The 24,600-nt window shown below is 59.7% G+C and carries 21 protein-coding genes; 8 read left to right on the top strand and 13 right to left on the bottom strand.

Features of this window, described 5'->3' with window-relative positions; translation table 11 throughout:
- Window positions 1–123 precede the first annotated feature (123 nt).
- From hutU to hutC, 3 genes are all read right to left on the bottom strand, one after another.
- Window positions 124–1,797, bottom strand: coding sequence for a urocanate hydratase (gene hutU / locus ACWHXD_RS01750; RefSeq protein ID WP_078466532.1), 1,674 nt, complete (start codon window positions 1,795–1,797; stop codon window positions 124–126).
- A 937-nt stretch (window positions 1,798–2,734) separates the two neighbouring features.
- Window positions 2,735–3,295 (bottom strand): HutD/Ves family protein, encoded by a 561-nt coding sequence (locus ACWHXD_RS01745; RefSeq protein ID WP_032894002.1) that lies wholly within the window; start codon window positions 3,293–3,295, stop codon window positions 2,735–2,737.
- Window positions 3,292–4,002, bottom strand: a complete 711-nt coding sequence (hutC, locus tag ACWHXD_RS01740) for a histidine utilization transcriptional repressor HutC (protein ID WP_224796965.1) — start codon at window positions 4,000–4,002, stop codon at window positions 3,292–3,294. The genes ACWHXD_RS01745 and hutC overlap by 4 nt, the downstream gene beginning before the upstream one ends.
- Before the next feature lie 147 nt (window positions 4,003–4,149).
- Between hutC and ACWHXD_RS01735 the strand changes: the two genes are divergently transcribed.
- Window positions 4,150–5,514: a formimidoylglutamate deiminase gene (locus tag ACWHXD_RS01735; protein WP_138761734.1), complete on the top strand. Its 1,365-nt coding sequence runs from the start codon at window positions 4,150–4,152 to the stop codon at window positions 5,512–5,514.
- A 126-nt stretch (window positions 5,515–5,640) separates the two neighbouring features.
- Here the strand turns inward: ACWHXD_RS01735 and ACWHXD_RS01730 are convergent, their stop codons facing one another.
- The 4 genes from ACWHXD_RS01730 to ACWHXD_RS01715 form a co-directional block, all read right to left on the bottom strand.
- Window positions 5,641–6,210 carry a lipocalin family protein gene (locus ACWHXD_RS01730; protein WP_003187825.1) on the bottom strand — a complete coding sequence of 190 codons (570 nt, stop codon included), beginning with the start codon at window positions 6,208–6,210 and terminating at the stop codon, window positions 5,641–5,643.
- Window positions 6,211–6,240: 30 nt separating this feature from the next.
- Window positions 6,241–6,495, bottom strand: coding sequence for a hypothetical protein (locus ACWHXD_RS01725; protein ID WP_003187823.1), 255 nt, complete (start codon window positions 6,493–6,495; stop codon window positions 6,241–6,243).
- 223 nt (window positions 6,496–6,718) lie between these two features.
- A complete protein-coding gene (locus ACWHXD_RS01720) occupies window positions 6,719–7,726 on the bottom strand; it encodes a class 1 fructose-bisphosphatase (protein ID WP_032894007.1) in 1,008 nt (335 codons plus the stop codon).
- Between the two features lie 233 nt (window positions 7,727–7,959).
- A complete protein-coding gene (locus ACWHXD_RS01715; protein ID WP_032894008.1) occupies window positions 7,960–10,410 on the bottom strand; it encodes a glycogen/starch/alpha-glucan phosphorylase in 2,451 nt (816 codons plus the stop codon).
- Window positions 10,411–10,647: 237 nt separating this feature from the next.
- On the opposite strand from ACWHXD_RS01715, the gene ACWHXD_RS01710 reads away from it, so the two are divergent.
- On the top strand, window positions 10,648–11,082 hold the full coding sequence (locus ACWHXD_RS01710; protein ID WP_003187815.1) for a YkgJ family cysteine cluster protein: 435 nt from the start codon (window positions 10,648–10,650) through the stop codon (window positions 11,080–11,082).
- A 195-nt stretch (window positions 11,083–11,277) separates the two neighbouring features.
- Here ACWHXD_RS01710 and typA read toward each other — a convergent pair whose 3' ends face one another.
- A complete protein-coding gene (typA, locus tag ACWHXD_RS01705) occupies window positions 11,278–13,098 on the bottom strand; it encodes a translational GTPase TypA (RefSeq protein WP_003187814.1) in 1,821 nt (606 codons plus the stop codon).
- A gap of 139 nt (window positions 13,099–13,237) precedes the next feature.
- The gene (thiI, locus tag ACWHXD_RS01700) at window positions 13,238–14,692 is read right to left on the bottom strand and encodes a tRNA uracil 4-sulfurtransferase ThiI (protein WP_032894010.1); all 1,455 of its coding nucleotides are present in this window, start codon (window positions 14,690–14,692) and stop codon (window positions 13,238–13,240) included.
- A 335-nt stretch (window positions 14,693–15,027) separates the two neighbouring features.
- On the opposite strand from thiI, the gene glnA reads away from it, so the two are divergent.
- The 4 genes from glnA to ntrC all read left to right on the top strand — a co-directional run bounded on the left by glnA (window position 15,028) and on the right by ntrC (window position 20,005).
- Window positions 15,028–16,434 (top strand): type I glutamate--ammonia ligase, encoded by a 1,407-nt coding sequence (gene glnA, locus ACWHXD_RS01695; protein ID WP_003187811.1) that lies wholly within the window; start codon window positions 15,028–15,030, stop codon window positions 16,432–16,434.
- Between the two features lie 198 nt (window positions 16,435–16,632).
- A complete protein-coding gene (locus ACWHXD_RS01690; RefSeq protein ID WP_138761736.1) occupies window positions 16,633–17,169 on the top strand; it encodes a chorismate mutase in 537 nt (178 codons plus the stop codon).
- 317 nt (window positions 17,170–17,486) lie between these two features.
- On the top strand, window positions 17,487–18,572 hold the full coding sequence (gene glnL / locus ACWHXD_RS01685; protein ID WP_014716523.1) for a nitrogen regulation protein NR(II): 1,086 nt from the start codon (window positions 17,487–17,489) through the stop codon (window positions 18,570–18,572).
- Complete coding sequence (gene ntrC / locus ACWHXD_RS01680; protein WP_003187806.1) at window positions 18,569–20,005, top strand: nitrogen regulation protein NR(I); 1,437 nt, start codon at window positions 18,569–18,571, stop codon at window positions 20,003–20,005. The genes glnL and ntrC overlap by 4 nt, the downstream gene beginning before the upstream one ends.
- 452 nt (window positions 20,006–20,457) lie before the next feature.
- Here ntrC and ACWHXD_RS01675 read toward each other — a convergent pair whose 3' ends face one another.
- Window positions 20,458–20,898 carry a hypothetical protein gene (locus ACWHXD_RS01675; RefSeq protein ID WP_098949796.1) on the bottom strand — a complete coding sequence of 147 codons (441 nt, stop codon included), beginning with the start codon at window positions 20,896–20,898 and terminating at the stop codon, window positions 20,458–20,460.
- Here ACWHXD_RS01675 and ACWHXD_RS01670 point away from each other — a divergent pair.
- Window positions 20,897–21,352 carry a tRNA (cytidine(34)-2'-O)-methyltransferase gene (locus ACWHXD_RS01670; RefSeq protein ID WP_065930799.1) on the top strand — a complete coding sequence of 152 codons (456 nt, stop codon included), beginning with the start codon at window positions 20,897–20,899 and terminating at the stop codon, window positions 21,350–21,352. The genes ACWHXD_RS01675 and ACWHXD_RS01670 overlap by 2 nt on opposite strands.
- Before the next feature lie 128 nt (window positions 21,353–21,480).
- Here the strand turns inward: ACWHXD_RS01670 and secB are convergent, their stop codons facing one another.
- Genes secB through ACWHXD_RS01655 form a run of 3 tightly spaced genes read right to left on the bottom strand, consistent with a single transcriptional unit; the run spans window position 21,481 to window position 22,671 of the window.
- Window positions 21,481–21,960 (bottom strand): protein-export chaperone SecB, encoded by a 480-nt coding sequence (gene secB, locus ACWHXD_RS01665; RefSeq protein WP_032894017.1) that lies wholly within the window; start codon window positions 21,958–21,960, stop codon window positions 21,481–21,483.
- Window positions 21,961–22,001: 41 nt separating this feature from the next.
- Window positions 22,002–22,256, bottom strand: a complete 255-nt coding sequence (grxC, locus tag ACWHXD_RS01660) for a glutaredoxin 3 (RefSeq protein ID WP_138761738.1) — start codon at window positions 22,254–22,256, stop codon at window positions 22,002–22,004.
- Between the two features lies 1 nt (window position 22,257).
- Complete coding sequence (locus ACWHXD_RS01655; protein WP_032894019.1) at window positions 22,258–22,671, bottom strand: rhodanese-like domain-containing protein; 414 nt, start codon at window positions 22,669–22,671, stop codon at window positions 22,258–22,260.
- Window positions 22,672–22,822: 151 nt separating this feature from the next.
- Between ACWHXD_RS01655 and gpmI the strand changes: the two genes are divergently transcribed.
- Window positions 22,823–24,349 (top strand): 2,3-bisphosphoglycerate-independent phosphoglycerate mutase, encoded by a 1,527-nt coding sequence (gpmI, locus tag ACWHXD_RS01650; RefSeq protein WP_032894022.1) that lies wholly within the window; start codon window positions 22,823–22,825, stop codon window positions 24,347–24,349.
- Window positions 24,350–24,600 lie beyond the last annotated feature (251 nt).

Below are 24,600 nucleotides of genomic sequence, written 5' to 3'. Positions count from 1 at the left end.
AACCTCTGATGGATTGTTCGGTGCTTTTCTGTAGGAGCGAGCTTGCTCGCGAAAAACGTACATTCAACGCAGCGATGCGCCTGGAATACCTTCGCGAGCAAGCTCGCTCCTACAGTGGGTGCGTCAGCCGTTGATCATCGGCAGGTTCAAGCCCTGCTCCTTGGCGCAGTCGATAGCAATCTGATAACCCGCATCGGCATGGCGCATCACCCCGGTGGCCGGGTCGTTGTGCAGCACGCGGGCAATCCGCTCGGCCGCTTCGTCAGTACCGTCGCAGACAATCACCATCCCAGAGTGCTGGGAGAAGCCCATGCCCACGCCACCCCCGTGGTGCAGCGAGACCCAGGTGGCGCCGCTCGCGGTGTTGAGCAAGGCGTTGAGCAGCGGCCAGTCGGACACAGCGTCGGAGCCGTCCTGCATGGCTTCGGTTTCGCGGTTGGGGCTGGCGACCGAGCCGGAGTCCAAGTGGTCACGGCCGATCACGACCGGCGCGGACAGCTCGCCGCTGCGCACCATTTCGTTGAACGCCAGGCCCAACTTGGCACGCTGGCCCAGGCCGACCCAGCAGATACGTGCCGGCAGGCCCTGGAAGCTGATGCGCTCGCGGGCCATGTCCAGCCAGTTGTGCAGGTGGGCGTCGTCCGGGATCAGTTCTTTGACTTTGGCGTCGGTCTTGTAGATGTCCTGCGGGTCACCAGACAGCGCCGCCCAGCGGAACGGGCCGATGCCACGGCAGAACAGTGGGCGGATGTAGGCCGGTACGAAACCTGGGAAGTCGAACGCGTTTTCCACGCCCTCTTCCTGGGCCATCTGGCGGATGTTGTTGCCGTAGTCGAAGGTCGGGATGCCTTGCTTCTGGAATTCGAGCATGGCTTTGACGTGTACGGCCATCGACTGCTTGGCGGCCTTGATCACGGCGGCTGGCTCGGTCTTGGCGCGAGCGCGGTATTCGTCCCAGGTCCAGCCGGCCGGCAGGTAACCGTTGAGTGGGTCGTGGGCGCTGGTCTGGTCGGTGACCATGTCCGGACGCACGCCACGCTTGACCAGTTCTGGCAGGATCTCTGCGGCGTTGCCCAGCAACGCAATGGAGATGGCCTTGCCTTCCTTGGTGTACTTGGCGATGCGCGCCAGGGCGTCGTCGAGGTCGGTGGCCTGCTCGTCGACGTAACGGCTGTTCAGGCGGAAGTCGATGCTGACTTGTTGGCACTCGATGTTCAGCGAGCAGGCGCCGGCCAGGGTCGCGGCCAATGGCTGCGCACCGCCCATGCCGCCGAGGCCGGCGGTGAGCACCCAACGACCGGTCAGGTCGCTGTTGTAGTGTTGGCGGCCGGCTTCGACGAAGGTTTCGTAGGTGCCTTGGACAATGCCCTGGCTACCGATGTAGATCCAGCTGCCGGCGGTCATCTGGCCGTACATGGCCAGGCCCTTGGCATCCAGTTCGTTGAAATGCTCCCAGCTGGCCCAGTGCGGCACCAGGTTGGAGTTGGCGATCAGCACGCGGGGGGCGTTGCTGTGGGTCTTGAACACGCCGACCGGCTTACCGGATTGCACCAGCAAGGTTTCGTCATCGTTCAGATTGGTGAGGCTCTCGACGATCTGGTCGTAGCACTCCCAGTTGCGCGCCGCGCGGCCGATACCGCCGTACACCACCAGCTCCTTGGGGTTCTCGGCCACTTGCGGGTCGAGGTTGTTCATCAGCATGCGCAGCGGCGCTTCGGTCAGCCAGCTTTTGGCGGTGAGCTTGTTACCGCGGGCGGCGCGGATTTCGACGTCACGGTATTTTGTAGGCTTGGTCACAGCTAGGACTCCTCGGCGATCGATGCGCGGACATGGATGGTGCGAGGTCTTACGCACACATCTTTACTTGTATGTACAAGCATATGCAATCAAGCGGCCAACTTTTGAAATGGGCTCTGCCGAATTTTTCCGAAGGTGCGCGCAAGCCTTGATAATCAAGGCCTGGAGAGTTGATGAAATTTCTTACGGAAATATTTTATGGCAAAGAGAATTTGTCACGACAGCGCGGCGTTGCGTCACGCTGGGGCATTCGGTAACAAATTGGTGCGCGGAGTGGAAACAGATTGTGTGAGTAATACAAAAACAATGTGGGAGCTGGCTTGCCTGCGATAGCGGTGTGTCAGCCAGCACATCCTAGGCTGATACACCGCTATCGCAGCATAGGTATCTACACAACTTTGTGGGCTGTAGCAGCAGACGGTAACCACGATGCGAAGCGAGTCGCTCTTGATCTTGCTCTTGATCTGCTTTTGATCTCTGGCGCCCCGTTAAACCACGCTGGCCGGAATTCGACAGGGATTTGGGGGGTAAACCGGCAGGGATGCCGGTTTAGCCGCCCCGCGCCATGGATGGCGCGTGGCGGCGGCCCCCCAAATCACTGGCGGATTACGGGCACACCGAGCCTAAGCGAGGTGCCGAGTGGTGGGGCAAGAGCGTTTTGCTTACTTTTGCGCTGTTCAAAAGTGAGCCGCCGTCAGGGCGGAACCCTAAGTAGCCGTTACCGCAGCAATGGATATGTACACAATCCAACTGTGTTGACTGCCAGGCCGCCTTCGCGAGCAAGCCCGCTCCCACATTTGGATCGCCGGGCGTCAGGTAAATATGCGCTGGCCGCCGGGGCCGTCACGGGAGCAAGCTTCCTCTCCACAGGTCATGCGTCGCATTAAAGTTGTGTAGATACCTATGGCTATCGCAGGCAAGCCAGCTCCCACAGTTTTTAACCGCGCGCGGTCAGTTCGATGATGCAGCAGCGGCCAGTGACGCAGATATCCAGCAGGCCCGTGTTACCGTCCACTTGCAGGCAATCATGGTGGCCGAGCTTCTCGCCCAGCACCTTCACTTCATCCGCCACGCTGAACACCAGCACCGTCTGCGCGGTGCTGAAAAACTGCTGCACGCCATCCACCCACTGCAAGCGTGCATGGTAACGCTGTGGCGAGTAGATCAGGTTGAAGTCGCGAATCGGCCCGGTGATCAAACGGCATGACACCTGGCTTTCGCCCTCGAACGCAAACGGCTGCAACGGTAACAAGCCGCGTTGCTCCTCACCGTCTACGGTCAGCACCATGCCAGCGCCTTTGATCACCGTGATCACGCGCTGATAGCCGGCGAAAGTGGAAAAGCCACCCGACTCGGCGATGTCGGCGATCGACAGGCGCCAGCCAAATCCATCCAGGCCGGTGCCCGCATCACGGGCGATTTCTTCAGTGCTGCCGCCACCGTTTTTCCACGGCATGCGCACGTAGTCGGCGGCGCGCCAGACTTTCACAGTACTCATTTGCTGAAACGTCCTTCCAGGCTATGACGGGAACCGGGGTGGATCAACCGCGCCGCCGTCACCGGCTGGCGACCCGACCAGGTACGCCGGCGAATCAACAGGCACGGCTCGCTCGGCTCGATCTGCAACAACTTGCACTCGGCGGCATCGGCGAGGATCGCCTCAACCACATGCTCACCCTCAGTCAACGGCGCGACCTGGTTCAAATAGGCGTAGGGGGTTTGCTGGGTGAAGTCTTGCTGCAGGTATTCCGGCGCAACCAGGGCGTTGACGAAACGGTCTTCGATTTGCACGGGAATGTCGTTCTCGTAATGCACGATCAACGAGTGGAACACCCGCCCGCCTTCGCGCATTTCCAAGGCGACGGCGCGCTCGGAACCGGCGGCCTCTTCGCCCAGGGTGATTACTTGGCAGGTGTGCCGATGCCCGCGGGAGGCGATTTCATCGGCGATGTTGTGCACTTCAAACAGGGCCGATTGGCTTTTAGGCTCAGCCACGAACGTACCAACGCCTTGCATGCGCACCAGCAAGCCTTCGGCGGTCAGCTCGCGCAGGGCGCGGTTGATGGTCATGCGGCTGAAGCCCAACTGGCTGACCAACTCGCTTTCCGACGGCACGCGGTAATGGGGCGGCCAGTTGCCGTTGAGGATCTGCTGGCTGATCATCTGTTTGACGCGGGCATACAAGGGCGCCGGACTTTCGTCCATGTGGGCAGCCAGCGAAGAGTTGGCGGGCGGAGTCGGCACAGGGAATCCTTGCGGGGGAAAAAGATGCATAGATTGCCGGAGTTTACCGAGCAGGCAAACGTCTGTATATGTATATACAAATAAACACACGACCGGGGTGCCTTGATCATGTCCGCTTTCTTTGCCGAACGCGCACTGCTGCCTAATGGATGGGCCAACGATGTACGTCTTGAAGTCAGCGCCGATGGCCTGCTGACAAAGGTTGAGCCCAATGCCAGTGCAGAAGGCGCCGAACGGCTCAGGGGCCCGGTGTTGGCGGGCATGCCGAACCTACACTCCCATGCCTTCCAGCGCGCCATGGCAGGCTTGGCCGAAGTGGCTGGCAACCCCAATGACAGCTTTTGGACTTGGCGCGATTTGATGTACCGCATGGTCGGCAAGATCAACCCCGAGCAGTTACAGGTCATCGCCCGTCAGCTGTATATCGAAATGCTCAAGGCCGGCTACACCTCAGTGGCCGAGTTTCATTATGTGCATCACGATCTCAGCGGCCAGCCCTATGCCGACCGTACGGAGCTGTCCCGCCAGATCAGCCAGGCGGCCGCCAGCAGCGGGATCGGCCTGACCTTGCTGCCGGTGCTCTACACCCACGCAGGCTTTGGTGGCCAGGCGCCAAATGAAGGCCAGCGACGGTTTATCAACAGCACTGAACACTACCTGGACCTGCAAGCCCGCTTGCAGCCCATTCTGGCGGCACAACCAGCGCAGCAACTGGGCCTGTGCTTCCATTCCCTGCGCGCCGTCACCCCCGAACAAATCCATACCGTGCTGGCCGCCAGTGACAAGGCCTGCCCGGTGCATATCCACATCGCTGAACAGCAAAAGGAAGTCGACGACTGCCTGGCCTGGAGCGGCAAGCGCCCGTTGCAGTGGCTGTATGACAATGTCGAGGTGGATGAGCGCTGGTGCCTGGTGCATGCCACCCATGCCGATGCCGATGAAGTCACCCGCATGGCCAACAGCCGAGCGATTGCCGGTTTGTGCCTGACCACCGAAGCCAACCTGGGCGATGGGATTTTTCCGGCGGTAGACTTCCTCGCCCAGGGCGGCCGCATGGGTATCGGCTCCGACAGCCATGTATCACTGAGCGTGGTGGAAGAATTGCGTTGGCTGGAATACGGCCAGCGCCTGCGTGATCAGCGGCGTAATCGGCTGTACCGCAGTGATCAACCGATGGTGGGTCGCACGCTGTTCGATGCTGCGCTGGACGGTGGCGCACAAGCGCTGGGCCAGCCGATTGGTCGGCTGCAAGTGGGCAAGCGTGCGGATTGGATTGTGCTGGACGGTAACGACCCGTACCTGGCGACGGCCAGTGAGGATGGGATTCTCAACCGCTGGCTATTTGCCGGTGGTGATCGGCAAGTGCGCGATGTACTGGTCAATGGCAAGTGGGTGGTGCGAGACGGGCATCATGCTGGCGAAGAAGACAGCCGCCAGGCATTCACCCAGGTCCTGAAGGACTTGCTGCACTAACGGCCAATCCATAACAACTGTGGGAGCTGGCTTACCTGCGATACAGACAACTCGGTGCATCAGTTACACCGGGTTGATGCTATCGCAGGCAAGCCAGCTCCCACATTGGATTGAGGCTACTCAGGATTACTGAGAGGACTTTGCCATCTGCTTGTCCGACGTACGCCAGATCAGCCGCGTGGTGTCATACCCTTGCTGTCGCGCCCTGCTCAGCAGGTCTTCGCGGGTCTCGGCACTCACCGTCGGCGTGCGCGACAGGATCCACATATAGCGCCGGCTCGGGCTGCCGACGATGGCGGTCTTGTAGTCATCGCTGACGTACAGCACCCAGTAGTCGCCCTTGGCAACGCCCGGCAACAGTGACGTAAACCAGTTATTGAATTCCACCCACAGCTTGTCGGTCTTGCCTGGCACCTGCGGCGTCGCCGTGCCTTTGGCCTCTTGCCACTTCCACTCAGGCGTCAGGCAGCGGTTGAACACCGACATGTCACCATCAGGCAGCAAGGTATAGCGGGCTTCGGATTGCGCACAGTTGCGCTGGAAGTACATCGGCAACCGGGCCAACTCATACCAGGTGCCCTGGTAACGTTTGAGGTTGACGTTGCTCGCCGTCTTGGGTTGCAGATCATCGCCAGAATGGCTGGCACAGCCCGCCAAAAACAGGCTGGCGCAAAGGAACAAAACAAAACGCATCATTCTTCTTCTCCCGCAGGCTCGCGCCCCGGTTTACTTCAGGCCTTGCCCGGAAAACATCAGAACTTTGTCACCGGCGTACTGCACGCTGATAAAGCTGTTTTTATCGCCCCAGGTGCAGCTGGACATGCCCAGTGCGCCGGAACAATCGGTTGGCTTGCCCAGCAACGACTCCACCTCGGCCTTGGCCATGCCGGCTGAGAGCTTTTGGTAGTTTTCTTGGGTGACCTTGCTGCAAGCGGCTAAGAGCACGCAAAAAGCCAGCAGGGCGAGACGGCGTATAGACATGGAAAAGCTCCTGGAGAGACAAAGCAGCTGGGGTATCTGCCAGAAGCTTAGAAGGGAAAAGGGGTGTCTGGTTCCCGACGAGCGAAAACAAAAAAGCCCCGAAAACGCTGAAACGTTTCGGGGCCCAGGGTAGGAGCGAGCTTGCTCGCGAAGAACGTTAATGATGACGCGGGCTGTCTGGATGCCCGCGTTGCCTGTCAGCTTTTCGCGAGCAAGCTCGCTCCTACTTGTGATAAGCCGTCACGCGCTCAACTTCTTCCTTCGAGCCCAGGAACACCGCCACACGCTGGTGCAGGCCTTCCGGCTGGATGTCGAGGATGCGCTGGTGTCCGTCGGTAGACGCACCGCCTGCCTGCTCAACCAGGAACGACATCGGGTTGGCTTCGTACATCAGGCGCAGCTTGCCTGGCTTGGAAGGCTCGCGGCTGTCGCGTGGGTACATGAACAGGCCACCACGGGTCAGGATGCGGTGCACGTCGGCAACCATCGCGGCCACCCAGCGCATGTTGAAGTTCTTCTTCAACGGGCCTTCTTCGCCTTCCATCAGCTCGTTTACGTAGCGCTTCACCGGTTCTTCCCAGTGGCGCTGGTTGGACATGTTGATGGCAAATTCCTGGGTAGAAGCAGGAATCGAAATGTCTTCGTGGGTGAGTACGAAGCTGCCCATTTCACGGTCCAGGGTAAAGCCTTTGACGCCATCGCCCAGGGTCAGCACCAGCATGGTCTGTGGGCCGTAGATTGCGTAGCCGGCAGCGACTTGCTCAGTGCCTGGCTGCAGGAAGGCCTTTTCGTTCAGGGCTTCGTTCTGGCTCAGGTATTCGTTGGGGCACCGCAGTACCGAGAAGATGGTGCCAACCGGTGCGTTGATGTCGATGTTGGACGAACCGTCCAGGGGGTCGAATACCAAGAGGTATGCGCCCTTCGGGTATTTGCCTGGGATCTGGTAGGCATTGTCCATTTCTTCGGACGCCATGCCGGCCAGGTGGCCGCCCCATTCGTTGGCTTCGAGCAGGATTTCGTTGGACAGCACGTCCAGCTTCTTCTGCACTTCGCCCTGCACGTTTTCAGTGCCCATGCTGCCCAGGACACCGCCCAGTGCGCCTTTGGAAACGGCGTGGCTGATTTCCTTGCAAGCACGCGCCACCACTTCGATAAGGAAGCGCAGATCGGCAGGCGTGTTGTTGCTGCGGGTCTGCTCGATCAAATAGCGACTCAAGGTAACGCGGGACATGGACGGCTCCGGAGAATGGGGGGCTAAAAACCCGCGCAGTTTAGCGCGAGTCGGGGCTGATTTCCTCTAATCAGAGGATTTAACGCCAATAGAGTTCACGCAACGGAGCAACGACACCTCTGTAGGAGCGAGCTTACTCGCGAAAAACTCATACGCGCCGCGCTCATTCAGGAAGCAAGCGTTATCGTTGAGGTTCTTCGCGAGCAAGCTCGCTCCTACAGTGGCATCAGGGGTCAGTCGAGGGCTTTCCAGATCTCGGTGGCGTACTCGCGGATGGTGCGGTCCGAGCTGAACCAACCCATGCGCGCCGTGTTGAGCACCGCCGAGCGCCACCAGGCCTTGGAGTCGTGCCAATGCGCTTCGACCCGCGCCTGGGCGTCCCAGTAGGCGTCAAAGTCGGCACACACCAGGAAGCGGTCGTAGTCGATCAGCCCATCGATCAGGCCCACATAACGCCCCGGGTCATCCGGCGAAAACACCCCGCCACGGATGGCTTGCAGCACGTCGTTCAAACGGTGGGACGCGGCGATGTCCGGCCCGGCGCTGAACTCGCCGGCATGCTTGCGAGCTTCCACCTGCTGGGCACTGAGGCCAAAGATAAACATGTGCTCGGCGCCGACACGCTCGTGCATTTCCACGTTCGCGCCGTCCATGGTGCCGATGGTCAGTGCACCGTTGAGGCCGAACTTCATATTGCTGGTACCCGACGCTTCAAAGCCGGCGGTGGAAATCTGCTCCGACAAATCCGCTGCCGGAATGATGCTTTCCGCCAGGCTGACGTTGTAGTTGGGCAGGAACACCACCTTGAGCAGACCGCGCACGGTCGGGTCGTTGTTGACGGTGCGGGCGATGTCGTTGGTCAGCTTGATGATCAGCTTGGCCTGGTGGTAGCTGGCCGCCGCCTTACCGGCAAAGATCTTCACCCGAGGCACCCAGTCGATGCCCGGCTCGGCACGGATCGCCTGGTACAGCGCCACGGTGTGCAGCAGGTTAAGCAGTTGGCGCTTGTACTCGTGAATACGCTTGACCTGCACGTCGAACATCGCCGCCGGGTTGATCGCAATGCCCAGGCGCTCATGGATGATCTGCGCCAGGGCGCGTTTGCTGTGCAGGCGCTGCTCAGCAAATGCTTTGCGAAAGGCCGGCTTCTCGGCAAAGGGTTCCAACTCGATCAGGCGCTGTTCGGGCTGGTCGAGAATGTCCGGGCCCAGCGCCTCCACCAGCATATCGGTCAGCTTGGGGTTGGCCTGGTACAGCCAGCGGCGGAAGGTAATGCCGTTTGTTTTGTTGTTGATGCGTTCGGGGTAGAGCTTGTGCAGTTCGGAGAACACCGTGCTGCGCATCAACTGGGTATGCAAACCGGACACGCCGTTGACGCTATGGGAGCCCAGGAACGCCAGGTTGCCCATGCGCACGCGGCGGCCGTTGTCCTCTTCGATCAGCGACACAGCGCGCAAAACATCAAAGTCGTGGATGCCTTTGGCACGCAGCGAGTCGATGTGCTGGGCGTTGATCAGGTAGATGATCTGCATGTGCCGCGGCAGCATGCGTTCCATCAAACCGACAGGCCAGGTTTCCAGCGCTTCGGGCAGCAGGGTGTGGTTGGTGTACGAAAGGGTCTCGACGGTGACATCCCACGCGGCTTCCCAGGGAATGTCATGTAGGTCGACCAACTGGCGCATCAACTCGGCCACGGCGATGGACGGGTGGGTGTCGTTGAGCTGGATGGCGGCGTGTTCGCCCAGGCTGAGTACCGACCCGTGCATGTTCTTGTGGCGGCGCAGCAAATCTTGCAGGGACGCGGAGACGAAGAAATATTCCTGGCGCAGGCGCAGTTCCTGCCCTGCTTCGGTGCTGTCGGCCGGGTAAAGCACGCGGGAGATGCTTTCGGCGCGGGCCACTTCGGCGACGGCGCCCAAATGGTCACCGGCGTTGAAGCGCTCCAGGTGCAGGTCTTCTACGGCCCGTGCACGCCAGAGGCGCAGGGTGTTGACGCTGGCGCCGCGCCAGCCGACGACCGGCGTGTCATAGGCAACGGCACGTACGGTTTCGTTGGGCGACCACACCTGGATCATCTTGCCGGAGGCGTCCGCCACGGTTTCGACACTGCCGCCAAAGCCAATCGGGTAAATCACTTCGGCGCGTTCGAATTCCCAAGGGTTACCGAAATCCAGCCAGCGTTCGGTCTGTTCCTGCTGCCAACCGTCGACAATCGCCTGGCGGAACAGGCCGTGTTCATAACGGATGCCATAGCCGTGGCCAGCAATGCCGAGGGTCGACATGCTTTCCATAAAGCACGCCGCCAGACGGCCCAGGCCACCATTGCCGAGCGCCGCGTCGGGCTCCAGCAGGCGGATGCGTTCCAGATCCACGCCCAGCTCCGACAGCGCTTCGCGAGCGATCTCCAGCACCCCCAGGTTGCTCAGGCTGTCGTAGAGCAGACGGCCGATGAGAAATTCCAGGGACAGGTAATAAACACGCTTCTGGCCTTTGCGATAGATACGCCGCGTGTGGTCCATCCAGTGATCGACCATCTGGTCGCGGGCGGCCAGGGCAATGGCTTCGAACCAGTCATGGTCGAAGGCGTGATCCGGGTCCTTGCCCACCGCGTAGGTGAGTTTGGTCAAGACAGCATCGCGGAATGCGGCTACCTCTGCTTCTCGTGCAAGCGGTTCCTGAGACATCGGTGCGACCTCGGGCGAGATTGAAGGAGTTGCTAGAGCCTAGTCGGTCTGACAGACGGTAGACGCGCTGGTTCGGCAGTTTTTTAACTCATTGGCCTGTGGCTGAATTTGATGCAGGGGTCGTGCCCGATCAGGCCCTGGCCAAACCTTTGAGCTGAAACCTGCAAAATATTGTTCAAAAAACCACCAATCCCGGTATGATCGCGCGCCCGGATAACGCCCCACCTTGGAACCTTGATGAAGCCTCAACTGATCGCCGCCGCGGAACTCGACCGTCTAGAGACCTGGCAGAAATACTCCGCCCACATGTGCGGTGGTTGCGTGTCCAGCTGCTGCACGCTGCCGGTGGAGGTGAAGATCAAGGACCTGATCCGCATTGGCATCGTCGATGAGTTCGAGCGCGGCGATCCGCCCAAGAACATCGCCAAGCGTCTGCAGAAAGAAGGCATCGTCGAGCGGTACAACAACAAGTCCGAAATTTTCACCCTGCAGCGCATGAGCAACAACGACTGCCTGTACCTGGATCGTAAGACGCGCTTTTGCACTATTTATGACAAACGCCCGGATACCTGCCGCAACCACCCGAAAATCGGGCCGCGGCCGGGGTATTGCGCGTACAAGCCCAAGGAAGTGGTGCGCGAGACCAACTTCAAGACCCTCGACAAGTTCTGATCCGGATTTTGTAGTGCCCTCAAGGGCCTCATCGCAGGCAAGCCAGCTCCCACATTTGAATGTATTCACAGATCCAAAATGTGGGAGCCGGGCTTACCCGCGATGAGGCCGGCACAGTCACCACACAACCTGCAGGCATAAAAAAACGCCCCCGGCCTTTCGACCGGGGGCGTTTTTCATTCAGCCTGAGTTAACTCAGTTCTTGGCTTTCTTGGCAGCGCGGGTACGCTCGCCTTCGTCCAGGATCTTCTTACGCAGGCGGATCGACTTAGGCGTGACTTCACACAGCTCGTCGTCCTGGATGAATTCCAGGGCCTGTTCCAGGGTGAAGCGAACAGGTGGAACCAGAGCGATGGTTTCGTCTTTGCCCGAAGCACGCATGTTGTCGAGCTTCTTGCCTTTGGTTGGGTTGACGCCCATGTCGTTGTCACGGCTGTTCAGACCAACGATCTGGCCGTTGTAGATCTCTTGACCGTGTTCAACGAACAGCTTGCCACGCGCCTGGAGAGTTTCCAGGGAGTAGGTCAGCGCCTTGCCGGTTTCTACCGATACCAGAACACCGTTCTGACGGCCGGACATGTCGCCGGACTTCATGGTGTCGTAGCGATCGAAGATCGAGGTCAGGATGCCAGCACCGTTGGTCAGGGTCAGGAACTGGTTACGGAAACCGATCAGACCACGAGCAGGGATGTTGTATTCCAGACGCACACGGCCTTTGCCATCCGGCACCATGTTGGTCAGGTCGCCCTTACGCAGGCCCATCTCTTCCATGACCTTGCCCTGGGATTCTTCAGGGGTGTCGATGGTGACGTTTTCGAACGGTTCCTGCTTCACGCCGTCAACCTGACGGATGATCACTTCCGGACGACCAACACCCATTTCGAAGCCTTCGCGACGCATGGTTTCGATCAGTACCGAGAGGTGCAGCTCACCACGGCCGGAGACCTTGAACTTGTCAGCCGAGTCGCCTTCTTCAACGCGCAGAGCAACGTTGTACAGCAGCTCTTTGTCCAGACGCTCCTTGATGTTACGGGAGGTCACGAACTTGCCTTCTTTACCGCAGAAAGGCGAGTCGTTTACCTGGAAGGTCATGGAAACGGTTGGCTCGTCAACGGTCAGAGGCTTCATCGCCTCGACGTTGTCCGGCTGGCACAGGGTGTCGGAGATGAACAGCGAGTCCATACCGCTCACGCAGACGATGTCGCCAGCGAAAGCTTCTTCAACGTCTACACGGTGCAGACCGTGGTGACCCATCAGCTTCAGGATACGACCGTTACGCTTCTTGCCGTCGGCGCCGATAGCGACAACCGGGGTGTTCGGCTTGACGCTACCACGAGCGATACGGCCAACGCCGATAACACCCAGGAAGCTGTTGTAGTCCAGTGCCGAGATTTGCATCTGGAACGGGCCTTCACGGTCAACTTTCGGTGCTGGTACGTTGTCGACGATCGACTGGTACAGCGGAGTCATGTCTTCAGCCATGTCGGTGTGGTCAAGACCAGCAATACCGTTCAGGGCCGAGGCGTAGATGACTTGGAAGTCCAGCTGTTCTTCGGTAGCACCCAGGTTGTCGAACAGGTCGAAGATCTGGTCCAGAACCCAGTCCGGACGCGCGCCTGGACGGTCAACCTTGTTGATGCACACGATCGGACGCAGGCCGGCTTCGAAAGCCTTCTTGGTCACGAAACGGGTTTGCGGCATAGGGCCGTCTTGAGCGTCAACCAGCAGCAGAACGGAGTCAACCATCGACATTACGCGTTCTACTTCGCCGCCGAAGTCGGCGTGGCCCGGGGTATCCACGATGTTGATGTGGTAGCCGTTCCAGTTGATAGCGGTGTTTTTTGCCAGGATGGTAATACCGCGCTCTTTTTCCTGGTCGTTGGAGTCCATCACGCGCTCGTCGTTGAGCTCGTTGCGCTCCAGGGTGCCGGATTGACGCAGGAGTTTGTCTACCAGGGTGGTTTTACCATGGTCAACGTGAGCAATGATGGCGATGTTACGTAGATTTTCGATCACTTGTGTATCTCGATCAGAGGATTCGGTGTGCTGACAGGTCGTGGCAGCGATTAACAGTAGAGTCAGGCCTTGCCGTTACAGCTTGACGGCAGAGTCGGGGGGCCGGTGACGCAGGCCACAGGCAAACAGCCCCGGGCTCTTAGCTCGGTCGATAAACGCGCACATTGGCATGCCCCTCACTGAGCAAATGGTGGGCATGCAGGCGACTCATCACGCCTTTGTCGCAATACAACAGGTACTGACGGCTGTTATCCAGTTCCTTGAAACGCGCGTTCAGTGCGTAGAACGGCAGCGTTTGCACGTCGATGCCAGCGATTTCCAGCGGCTCATCCTCAGCGGCATCCGGGTGACGGATGTCGATGACGATCTGGCCGGCCAGGGCTTCGCTGACTTCTTCGATTTTTACATCCTGGCCCAACTCGTCGATCACCCGATCGATTGGGACCAGCTTGGCGTTCTCGAGCGCACGCTCCAGAATCGCCATGTCGAATTCTTTCTCTTCATGCTCCACGCGGTGACGCTTGGCGTGAGTCTTGGGGTTCACCGAAATGACCCCGCAGTATTCAGGCATATGCTTGGCAAAGTCGGCGGTGCCGATTTGCTCTGCCAGGTCGATGATGTCCTGCTTGTGGCTGGCGATCAGCGGGCGTAGCACCAGCTTCTCGGTCACGCAGTCAATGATCGACAAGTTAGGCAGCGTCTGGCTGGAAACCTGGGAAATCGCTTCGCCGGTCACCAGAGCGTCGATCTGCAATTGATCGGCGATTCTGGACGCAGCGCGCAACATCATACGCTTCAATACTACGCCCATATGACTGTTATCGACTTTGCCGAGAATTTCGCCCAGCACTTCCTCGAACGGTACGCTTACAAATAGCACGCGTTGGGAGCTGCCGTATTTCTTCCAGATAAAGTGCGCGACTTCCATCACGCCCAATTCATGTGCACGCCCGCCCAGGTTGAAGAAGCAGAAGTGGCTCATCAGGCCGCGACGCATGATCTGGTAGGCCGCCACCGTGGAATCGAAACCGCCGGACATCAATACCAGGGTCTGTTCCAGGGCGCCCAGCGGGTAGCCGCCGATGCTGTTGTGCTGGCTGTGGATCACAAACAACCGTTGGTCGCGAATTTCCATGCGCACTTCAATTTGTGGCGCTTTCAGGGAAATTCCAGCGGCACCGCACTCGCGACGCAGCTTGCTGCCGACGTATTTCTCGACGTCCATGGAGCTGAACGGGTGCTTGCCGGCACGCTTGCAACGCACCGAAAAAATCTTGCCTTCAAGCGCACTGCCGTAGTGCTGCTTGCACTTTTCGGTGATGTCGTCGAAGTCGCCCAGCGGGTACTCATCCACCTGCAGGAAATGCGCGATGCCCGGCATGCAGCTCAGGCGCTCGGTCATGTCCTTCAAGGCTTTGGCGTCGGTAATGCGGGTTTCCAGCTCGAGGTTGTCCCACACGCCGTTCACCACCACAGCCGGGTCCAGGTCACGGAGCACGGCACGGATGTTCTTGGCCAACTGACGGATGAAACGCGTCCGTACCGGTCGGCTCTTGATGGTGATCTCGGGGAAGACTTTAACGATTAATTTCATGGAAACAGCGCGCGCCGGGCCTGCTGAAAAAGGGGGGCGCGGATTATAGCGGAAATCGCTCAAGGTTTAACCAGTTAATATGCATTGCACATGCAATGCACCAAAACGGGTCATTTACCCAAATAAACGCTACATTGCAGTGCGCGAATTATGCCGTTTTTGCCGATTGCACCGTTATAGGGGCCATTTTGAGGCAAAACGGCCATGTTGGCGCACTGGCATGCAATTTGCTCTCTTGTGAGGCAGGTTGCCTTGGCGGAGTATCCGCGCCGGCATCACCCAAATTCTAAGGGCTAACTCCACTACCCCAAGCCCGAAGCCACCCGGAGGACACCATGTCGAAGTCGGTTCAACTCATCAAAGATCATGACGTTAAATGGATTGATCTGCGCTTCACGGACACAAAAGGCACTCAGCACCACGTGACCATGCCGGCTCGCGATGCGCTGGAAGATGACTTCTTCGAAGTCGGCAAGATGTTCGACGGTTCCTCCATCGCCGGCTGGAAAGGCATCGAAGCCTCCGACATGATCCTGCTGCCAGACGACAGCACCGCCGTACTCGACCCGTTCACCGAAGAGCCAACCCTGATCCTGGTGTGCGACATCATCGAGCCTTCGACCATGCAAGGCTATGACCGCGACCCACGCGCCATCGCCCACCGTGCCGAGGAATACCTGAAGTCCACCGGTATCGGCGACACCGCTTTCTTCGGCCCTGAGCCAGAGTTCTTCATCTTCGACTCGGTGAAGTTCAAATCCGACATCTCCGGCTCCATGTTCAAGATTTTCTCCGAGCAAGGTTCGTGGATGTCCGACCAGGACGTGGAAGGCGGCAACAAAGGCCACCGTCCAGGCGTTAAAGGCGGCTACTTCCCAGTACCACCGTTCGACTTCGACCACGAAATCCGTACCTCCATGTGCAACGCACTGGAAGAAATGGGCCAGACCGTTGAAGTTCACCACCACGAAGTGGCGACTGCCGGCCAGAACGAAATCGGCGTGAAATTCAACACGCTGGTGAAGAAGGCTGACGAAGTTCAAACCCTGAAATACTGCGTGCACAACGTTGCCGATGCCTATGGCCGCACCGCTACCTTCATGCCTAAGCCGCTGTACGGCGATAACGGCTCGGGCATGCACGTTCACGTATCGATTTCCAAAGACGGCAAGAACACCTTCGCTGGCGAAGGCTATGCCGGCCTGTCCGATACCGCCCTGTACTTCATCGGCGGCATCATCAAGCACGGTAAGGCCCTGAACGGCTTCACCAACCCGTCGACCAACTCCTACAAGCGTCTGGTCCCAGGTTTTGAAGCGCCGGTGATGCTGGCCTACTCGGCACGCAACCGCTCTGCCTCGATCCGTATTCCTTACGTCAACAGCCCTAAAGGCCGTCGTATCGAAGCACGCTTCCCGGACCCGGCTGCCAACCCTTACCTGGCCTTCGCCGCCCTGATGATGGCCGGCCTGGACGGTATCCAGAACAAGATCCACCCTGGCGACGCCGCCGACAAAAACTTGTACGACCTGCCGCCTGAAGAGGCCAAAGAGATCCCACAAGTGTGCGGCAGCCTGAAAGAAGCCCTGGAAGAGCTGGACAAGGGCCGTGCGTTCCTGACCAAAGGCGGCGTTTTCAGCGACGACTTCATCGACGCTTACATCGCCCTGAAAAGCGAAGAAGAAATCAAAGTACGCACCTTCGTACACCCACTGGAATACGAGCTGTACTACAGCTGCTGATCCGGTAGCGCTGCTTGAGGCAGCGTGATGAAAAAGGCCTCCTTCGGGAGGTCTTTTTTTTGCCTGAGATTATTCACCGCACTTCCTGTAGGAGCGAGCTTGCTCGCGAAAAACGCCAAGACACCGCATTTTTTTCAACATTGACGCGTTATCGTTAGCGACCTTCGCGAGCAAGCTCGCTCCTACAGAGGATCGCCCTTGAAACATCGACTCGTCTTTGCCCTGCTATTGGCCAGTGCCACAGCAAACGCCGCGCCGCCTACGCTCGAACCCTTGCTCAACAGCATCGCCGAACGCCTGGAGATTGCCGACCAAGTGGCGCTGAGCAAATGGGACAGCCACAAGCCCGTGGAGGATAAGAAGCGCGAGCAAGAGGTGATCGCCAGCGTCACTGCCCAGGCGCCAAGCTACAAGCTGAACCCGGCGGCTGCCGAGCAGTTCTTCGCCGCCCAGATCGAAGCCAACAAACTGGTGCAATACACCCACCTGTCCGATTGGCAGTTCCAGGGCAAGGCGCCGGACGACCCACGCCCGGACTTGGTCCAGCAGATCCGCCCGCGATTGGACGAGCTGCAAAAAAGGCTGCTGCAGCAGTTGGCCGACTTCACGCCCCTGCGCACAGACCCCAAATGCCCCCAATGGCTCGCCGAGGCCGTGCACGAACCGCTGAATGATCCGCTGCGCCAACTGGCGATGATCCGCGCCACAGCCGAGCTGTGCATCTACAAAGGCTAGTGACAGCAAACCCAATCAAACAGGTGGGAGCAGGCAAGCCAGCTCCCACACTGACCGCGATTCGCCGCAAATCTTCACCAGCTGAACAACCTTCACAAAATCGCACTATATTGGTGCGATAGCCTGCACCCTTCTCAAGTGCCCAGCCCATTTTGGTTCGAAACTTCCCGTTCAAGCTGGCAGAACGCCACAGTTTCGCGCCTCAAGCCCTTATTTCAGGGCATTAGCGCTTCTTTTCGGAGCCTTGGTTTGGTTTTTGCATTTTCCTTGTATCAGCGTGTGCCTCAAGCCCGCGCCTTGCTCCAAAAGAGGTCCCGATGACCATCAGTGATGCACTGCACCGTTTGTTACTCGACAACCTGACCACCGCGACCATCCTGCTCAATGCCGACCTGCGCCTTGAGTACATGAACCCGGCGGCGGAGATGCTCCTGGCCATCAGCGGCCAGCGCAGCCATGGGCAGTTCATCAGCGAATTGTTCACCGAGTCGGCCGAAGCCTTGAGTTCTTTGCGCCAGGCCGTGGAGCAGGCACACCCGTTCACCAAGCGCGAAGCGATGCTCACCGCGCTGACCGGGCAGACGCTGACCGTCGATTACGCCGTGACGCCGATCCTGAGCAATGGCGCGACCCTGCTGCTGCTCGAAGTCCACCCCCGCGACCGCCTGCTGCGCATCACCAAGGAGGAAGCGCAGCTGTCCAAGCAGGAAACCAGCAAGATGCTGGTGCGCGGCCTCGCCCATGAGATCAAGAACCCGCTGGGCGGTATTCGCGGCGCGGCACAGTTGTTGTCCCGCGAGCTGCCGGACGAGCACCTCAAGGACTACACCAACGTCATCATCGAGGAAGCCGACCGCCTGCGTAACCTGGTCGACCGCATGCTCGGCTCCAACAAGCTGCCGTCCCTGGCGATGACCAACGTGCATGAGGTGCTGGAGCGCGTGTGCCAACTGGTCGAGGCCGAAAGCCAGGGCTGCATCACCCTGGTGCGCGACTACGACCCAAGCATTCCCGACGTGTTGATCGACCGCGAGCAGATGATCCAGGCGGTACTCAATATCGTGCGCAACGCCATGCAGGCCATCAGCAGCCAGAACGAGCTGCGCCTGGGCCGCATCAGCCTGCGTACCCGCGCTCTGCGCCAGTTCACCATCGGCCATGTGCGCCATCGCCTGGTGACCAAGGTCGAGATCATCGACAACGGCCCCGGCATTCCTGCGGAGCTGCAGGAAACCATCTTCTTTCCCATGGTCAGCGGCCGCCCGGACGGTACCGGGCTGGGCCTGGCCATTACCCAGAACATCATCAGCCAGCACCAGGGCCTGATCGAATGTGAGAGCCACCCTGGCCACACCACGTTCTCGATCTTCCTGCCATTGGAACAAGGAGCCCCCACGACATGAGCCGTAGTGAAACTGTCTGGATCGTCGACGACGACCGTTCTATCCGCTGGGTCCTCGAAAAAGCCTTGCAACAAGAAGGCATGACCACCCAGAGCTTCGACAGCGCCGATGGGGTGATGAGCCGCCTGGCACGCCAGCAGCCGGACGTGATCATTTCCGACATTCGCATGCCTGGCGCCAGTGGCCTGGACTTGCTGGCGCGCATTCGCGAGCAGCACCCACGTTTGCCGGTGATCATCATGACCGCCCACTCGGACCTGGACAGCGCTGTCGCGTCTTATCAGGGCGGCGCCTTTGAATACCTGCCCAAGCCATTCGACGTGGATGAGGCGGTGGCGCTGGTCAAGCGCGCCAACCAGCATGCCCAGGAACAACAGAACCAGGAAGCCCCGCCGACCCTGACCCGCACCCCGGAAATCATCGGGGAAGCGCCGGCGATGCAGGAAGTGTTTCGCGCCATCGGGCGCTTGAGCCACTCCAACATCACCGTGCTGATCAACGGCGAATCCGGGACCGGTAAAGAGCTGGTGGCCCATGCCCTGCACCGCCACAGCCCACGGGCGGCCTCGCCGTTTATCGCGCTGAACATGGCGGCGATTCCCAAGGACTTGATGGAATCAGAGCTGTTCGGCCATGAAAAAGGCGCGTTCACCGGGGCAGCCAACCTGCGTCGCGGACGCTTTGAACAGGCGGACGGCGGCACGCTGTTCCTCGACGAAATCGGCGACATGCCGGCCGATACCCAGACTCGCTTGCTGCGCGTGCTGGCTGACGGCGAGTTCTACCGCGTGGGCGGGCATACGCCGGTCAAGGTGGATGTGCGCATCATCGCGGCCACCCACCAGAACCTGGAAACCCTGGTGCATGCGGGTAAATTCCGTGAGGACTTGTTTCACCGCCTCAACGTGATCCGCATCCATATCCCGCGCATGTCGGACCGTCGTGAAGACATCCCCACCCTCGCCCGCCACTTCCTCAGCCGCGCCGCCCTGGAGCTGGCTGTGGAGCCCAAGCTGCTCAAAAGCGAGACCGAGGAATACCTCAAGAACCTGCCGTGGCCCGGCAACGTGCGCCAGTTGGAGAACACCTGCCGCTGGATCACCGTGATGGCGTCCGGGCGCGAGGTGCACATCAGCGACCTGCCGCCGGAGCTGCTGAGCCTGCCGCAGGACTCGGCCCCCGTGACCAACTGGGAACAGGCGCTGCGCCAATGGGCGGACCAGGCCTTGGCACGCGGCCAGTCGAACCTGCTGGACAGCGCGGTGCCGGCGTTCGAGCGGATCATGATCGAGACAGCCCTGAAGCACACTGCAGGCCGTCGTCGCGATGCGGCCGTGCTGCTGGGTTGGGGGCGCAATACCCTGACGCGCAAGATCAAGGAATTGGGGATGAAGGTGGATGGTGGGGATGATGATGAGGGTGATGAGGCCTGATCACATTTTCCCAAACCCACTGAAGATCCAATGTGGGAGCGGGCTTGCTCGCGAATGCAGTGTGTCAGTCGCCGGATGTATTGGCTGGCCCACCGCCTTCGCGAGCAAGCCCGCTCCCACATTTGGATTTTCATAAAGCTCGGGCTTGTGCACCGCTTCAATGCACGATGAACCGGCATTGAGCACAGACCAGAAAACTCGCATATCGCTTTCGCTACAAAGTTCTTAACCGTAGAAACAACCAAAGCCCCGTATTCCGGGGCTTTGCGCTTTTTGGCATTTTTTTCCAACGGTAAATGCAAGTTTTGGCACGCCCCCTGCAATAGCCCCAGTACTACCCAGTTTCGGGGACCTTGGTACAGGCAGGCCGAGAATCCCCTCTTTAACACCGAAGCCTCAGGCTTCACCCCGTTTTGGGAGCCCTGGTACAGGCAGGCCGGGAACTCCCTCTTTTATTGCTCGTGGAGATGGATCTCCAGCCGCCAGCGGCCATCGACCTCTGCACCGCTCCACTCCCCACGCAACGGCCGGGCCGCTACCAGGTTCAGCAGTAAGCCAGCATCGGTCTTGCGTATGCGCCAATTCACGTCCTTGTCATTGACCTTGAGCTGCCCGCTGGCTGCCTTGCCCTGGGCGTCAAACAGCAACGCCACGGTGCCGTCGATATGCTCGCCGTGCAGCTTGGGTTCATTGTTGAACCACACCACCAAACCATCCGCCGCAGGTTCTACCTGTTGCAGCTCAAGCGGCTCGGGGGTGGTCAAGCGGCCGATCATCAAGCCAATCATCAAGCCGACAATCGCCAATGAGCCCAACACCCTCGGCAATAGCTTCGGTCTCGGGTCGTCTTCGGGGGTAGAATGCAGCGCATCTTTGCCTTCGGAGCCGTGCATGTTTCACGTCATCCTTTTTCAACCAGAAATTCCGCCGAATACCGGCAACGTTATCAGGCTGTGCGCCAACAGTGGCTGCCACCTGCATTTGATCGAGCCTCTAGGCTTTGACATGGACGACAAGCGCCTGCGCCGAGCCGGGCTGGACTACCACGAGTACGCCACCCTCAAGCGCCATGCCGACCTCGCCAGTTGCCTGGAGAGCCTGGGCCACCCACGGCTGTTCGCATTCACTACCAAGGGCTCGCGGCCGTTTCATGATGCCAGCTTTGCCGAGGGCGACGCGTTCCTGTTCGGCCCCGAGAGCCGAGGCCTGCCGGCCGAGGTGCTTGACGCATTGCCCGAGGGCCATCGCCTGCGCTTGCCGATGCGTGAAGGCTGCCGCAGCCTGAACCTGTCCAACACCGTGGCCGTCGCCGTCTATGAAGGCTGGCGCCAACTGGGCTTTAAATAACACCGCATAACAAATGTGGGAGCGGGCTTGCTCGCGAAAGCGGTGTGTCAGTCGTTGAAATATCGACTGAAAAACCGCATTCGCGAGCAAGCCCGCTCCCACATTTTTGATCGGCGCCGTTCAAAAAATCATTGAACGGTCGGCGCGCCTTCTTGTTGCATGCGCTGCAGCTCTTGGGCGTACAGGGCATCGAAGTTCACCGGCGCCAGCATCAGTGCCGGGAACGAGCCACGGGTGACCAGGCTGTCCAGGGTCTCACGGGCATACGGGAACAGGATGTTCGGGCAGAACGCGCCCAGGGTGTGGCTCATGGACGCTTCGTCCAGGCCCTGGATCAGGAAGATACCGGCCTGTTGCACTTCAGCGATAAAAGCGACTTCTTCACCATTCTTGACGGTGACCGACAGGGTCAGCACCACTTCGTGGAAGTCACCTTCCAAGGATTTCTGACGAGTGTTCAGGTCCAGCGCAACGCTTGGGGTCCACTCCTGACGGAAGATGGCCGGGCTTTTTGGCGCTTCGAACGACAGGTCACGCACATAGATCCGCTGCAGCGAGAACTGTGGGCCTTGAGCTTCTGCTGCTTCGGTGTTCTGTTGATCAGTCATCGCAGATCCTTCTTTATCTTGGGTTCTTAAGGGTTTAGGAGTCAGACGGACAGCAGCGCATCAAGTTTACCGGCGCGCTCCAGGGCAAACAGGTCGTCGCAACCACCGATGTGCCGGGTGCCGATCCAGATCTGCGGGACCGACGTGCGGCCAGCCTTCTGGGCCATTTCGGCGCGCACCTGGGGCTTGCCATCGACCTTGATCTCTTCGAAGGCAATGCCCTTTTTCTCAAGCAAGGCCTTGGCCCGCATGCAGTAAGGGCACCAATCGCTGGAATACACGACAACCTGGCTCATATCACTTCACCAACGGCAGGTTATCGCCACGCCAGCTGCTGATACCACCGGACAGCTTGGCGGCGGTGAAGCCGGTCTTGAGCATCTCGCGGGCGTGGGTGCCGGAGTGCTGGCCCTGGGCATCGACCAGGATGATGGTCTTGGCCTTGTGCTTTTCCAGTTCGCCCAGGCGCGCCATCAGCTTGTCCTGGGGAATGTTCAGGGCGCCCACGATATGGCCGGCGGCATAATCTTTGGCCGGGCGAATATCGACGACGACGGCCTCATCCTTGTTGACCAGCGCGGTCAGCTCCGACGTGCTCAGGCTGCGACCACCGCGGCTCAGTTCATGAGCGATCAGCAGCGCCAGCAGGATGACGAAGGCGCCCACAAGCAGATAGTGGGCAGTGGCAAATGCAATCAGGTGATCAACCATCAAGGAGGTTCCAGGGCGTTAAAATGGCGGTAAGTATACACAGCCGCCAGGGGGGGCCAACCCCCGTAAAGCGGTGACGTGGTTGGAACTTCGCTTTAAACTGCCACTCCCTTTTCAATTGTCTTCCTTTATTAACGCCGCGAGAGGATCTATGACTACCACGCCTAAACCTTTGGTCCTGATAATTCTCGATGGCTTCGGACACAGTGAAAGCCACCACGACAACGCGGTTTACTCGGCCAATAAGCCGGTACTGGACCGTCTGACCGCCACCGTGCCCAACGGCTTGATCTCAGGTTCCGGCATGGACGTGGGCCTGCCGGACGGCCAGATGGGCAACTCGGAAGTCGGCCACATGAACCTCGGCGCCGGACGAGTGGTGTACCAGGACTTCACCCGTGTCACCAAAGCGATCCGCGATGGCGAGTTCTTCGAGAACCCGACCATCTGCGCGGCGGTCGATAAAGCCGTTGCCGCCGGCAAGGCCGTGCACTTCATGGGCCTGTTGTCGGACGGCGGCGTACACAGCCATCAGGATCACCTGGTCGCTATGGCTGAACTGGCATTCAAGCGCGGCGCTGACAAAATCTACCTGCACGCCTTCCTCGACGGCCGCGACACGCCGCCCAAAAGCGCGCAATCCTCCATCGAACTGCTGGACACCACCTTCGCTGCCCTGGGCAAAGGCCGCATCGCCAGCCTGGTGGGCCGCTACTTCGCCATGGACCGCGACAACCGTTGGGACCGGGTCTCCCAGGCCTACAACCTGATCGTCGACGGCCAGGCCGAATTCAACGCCGCCACCGCCCAGGAAGGCCTGGAAGCGGCCTATGCCCGTGGCGAGAGCGATGAATTCGTCAAGGCCACCACCATCGGCGAGCCGGTGAAGGTCGAAGATGGCGACGCCGTTGTGTTCATGAACTTCCGCGCCGACCGTGCCCGCGAGCTGAGCCATGTGTTCGTCGATGAAGGCTTCAAGGACTTCGAGCGCGCGCGCCAGCCGAAGGTCGAGTTCGTCATGCTCACCCAATACGCCGCCAACATCCCGGCCCCGTCGGCTTTCGCCCCGGGCAGCCTGGAGAACGTGCTGGGAGACTACCTGGCTAAGAACGGCAAGACCCAGCTGCGCATCGCCGAAACCGAGAAATACGCCCACGTGACGTTCTTCTTCTCCGGTGGCCGCGAAGAGCCGTTCCCTGGCGAAGAGCGCATCCTGATCCCGTCGCCAAAAGTCGCGACCTACGACCTGCAGCCGGAAATGAGCGCACCGGAAGTCACCGACAAGATCGTCGACGCCATTGAAAACCAGCGTTATGACGTAATCGTGGTCAACTACGCCAACGGCGACATGGTTGGCCACAGCGGCAACCTGGAAGCGGCGGTCAAAGCGGTTGAATGCCTGGACCTGTGCGTTGGCCGCATCGTCGACGCGCTGGATAAAGTCGGCGGCGAAGCGCTGATCACCGCCGACCACGGCAACTGCGAGCAGATGTCCGACGAATCCACCGGCCAGGCGCACACCGCGCACACCACCGAGCCGGTGCCGTTCATCTATGTCGGCAAACGTGACCTGAAAGTGCGTGAAGGTGGCGTGCTGGCGGATGTGGCGCCGACCATGCTGAAACTGATGGGGCTGGAGCAGCCGAAGGAGATGACCGGGACCTCGATCCTGATCTGATCCAAAGTACGCCACAAAACAGTGTGGGAGCGGGCTTGCCCGCGATAGCGGCTAATCAGTCGACATCTATGTCGCTGACCCACCGCAATCGCGGGCAAGCCCGCTCCCACATTGGTTTGTGGCGCTTTGAGAGATATCTTTTTGCCATACCAGCACCACTCGGCGCCTATCTTGCCCGCCAGCCCCAATTGGGCGTTTTTTTTGCAGCGCTTGGCGGGCATACTAGGCCGTCCTTTTCCCCTGGTGTCGCC

The organism is Pseudomonas fjordensis, from assembly GCF_976987115.1.
Note: the sequence above shows the minus strand (reverse complement) of the source record. Positions and strands in the feature narration are given on the sequence as shown.

Coding starts and splice junctions, on each gene's coding strand:
- ACWHXD_RS01745 (WP_032894002.1), bottom strand. CDS start 3,295: ATGAGTACTGTGAAAGTCTGGCGCGCCGCCGACTACGTGCGCATGCCG.
- hutC (WP_224796965.1), bottom strand. CDS start 4,002: ATGGACGAAAGTCCGGCGCCCTTGTATGCCCGCGTCAAACAGATGATC.
- ACWHXD_RS01735 (WP_138761734.1), top strand. CDS start 4,150: ATGTCCGCTTTCTTTGCCGAACGCGCACTGCTGCCTAATGGATGGGCC.
- ACWHXD_RS01730 (WP_003187825.1), bottom strand. CDS start 6,210: ATGATGCGTTTTGTTTTGTTCCTTTGCGCCAGCCTGTTTTTGGCGGGC.
- ACWHXD_RS01725 (WP_003187823.1), bottom strand. CDS start 6,495: ATGTCTATACGCCGTCTCGCCCTGCTGGCTTTTTGCGTGCTCTTAGCC.
- ACWHXD_RS01720 (WP_032894007.1), bottom strand. CDS start 7,726: ATGTCCCGCGTTACCTTGAGTCGCTATTTGATCGAGCAGACCCGCAGC.
- ACWHXD_RS01715 (WP_032894008.1), bottom strand. CDS start 10,410: ATGTCTCAGGAACCGCTTGCACGAGAAGCAGAGGTAGCCGCATTCCGC.
- ACWHXD_RS01710 (WP_003187815.1), top strand. CDS start 10,648: ATGAAGCCTCAACTGATCGCCGCCGCGGAACTCGACCGTCTAGAGACC.
- thiI (WP_032894010.1), bottom strand. CDS start 14,692: ATGAAATTAATCGTTAAAGTCTTCCCCGAGATCACCATCAAGAGCCGA.
- glnA (WP_003187811.1), top strand. CDS start 15,028: ATGTCGAAGTCGGTTCAACTCATCAAAGATCATGACGTTAAATGGATT.
- glnL (WP_014716523.1), top strand. CDS start 17,487: ATGACCATCAGTGATGCACTGCACCGTTTGTTACTCGACAACCTGACC.
- ntrC (WP_003187806.1), top strand. CDS start 18,569: ATGAGCCGTAGTGAAACTGTCTGGATCGTCGACGACGACCGTTCTATC.
- ACWHXD_RS01670 (WP_065930799.1), top strand. CDS start 20,897: ATGTTTCACGTCATCCTTTTTCAACCAGAAATTCCGCCGAATACCGGC.
- ACWHXD_RS01675 (WP_098949796.1), bottom strand. CDS start 20,898: ATGCACGGCTCCGAAGGCAAAGATGCGCTGCATTCTACCCCCGAAGAC.
- secB (WP_032894017.1), bottom strand. CDS start 21,960: ATGACTGATCAACAGAACACCGAAGCAGCAGAAGCTCAAGGCCCACAG.
- grxC (WP_138761738.1), bottom strand. CDS start 22,256: ATGAGCCAGGTTGTCGTGTATTCCAGCGATTGGTGCCCTTACTGCATG.
- ACWHXD_RS01655 (WP_032894019.1), bottom strand. CDS start 22,671: ATGGTTGATCACCTGATTGCATTTGCCACTGCCCACTATCTGCTTGTG.
- gpmI (WP_032894022.1), top strand. CDS start 22,823: ATGACTACCACGCCTAAACCTTTGGTCCTGATAATTCTCGATGGCTTC.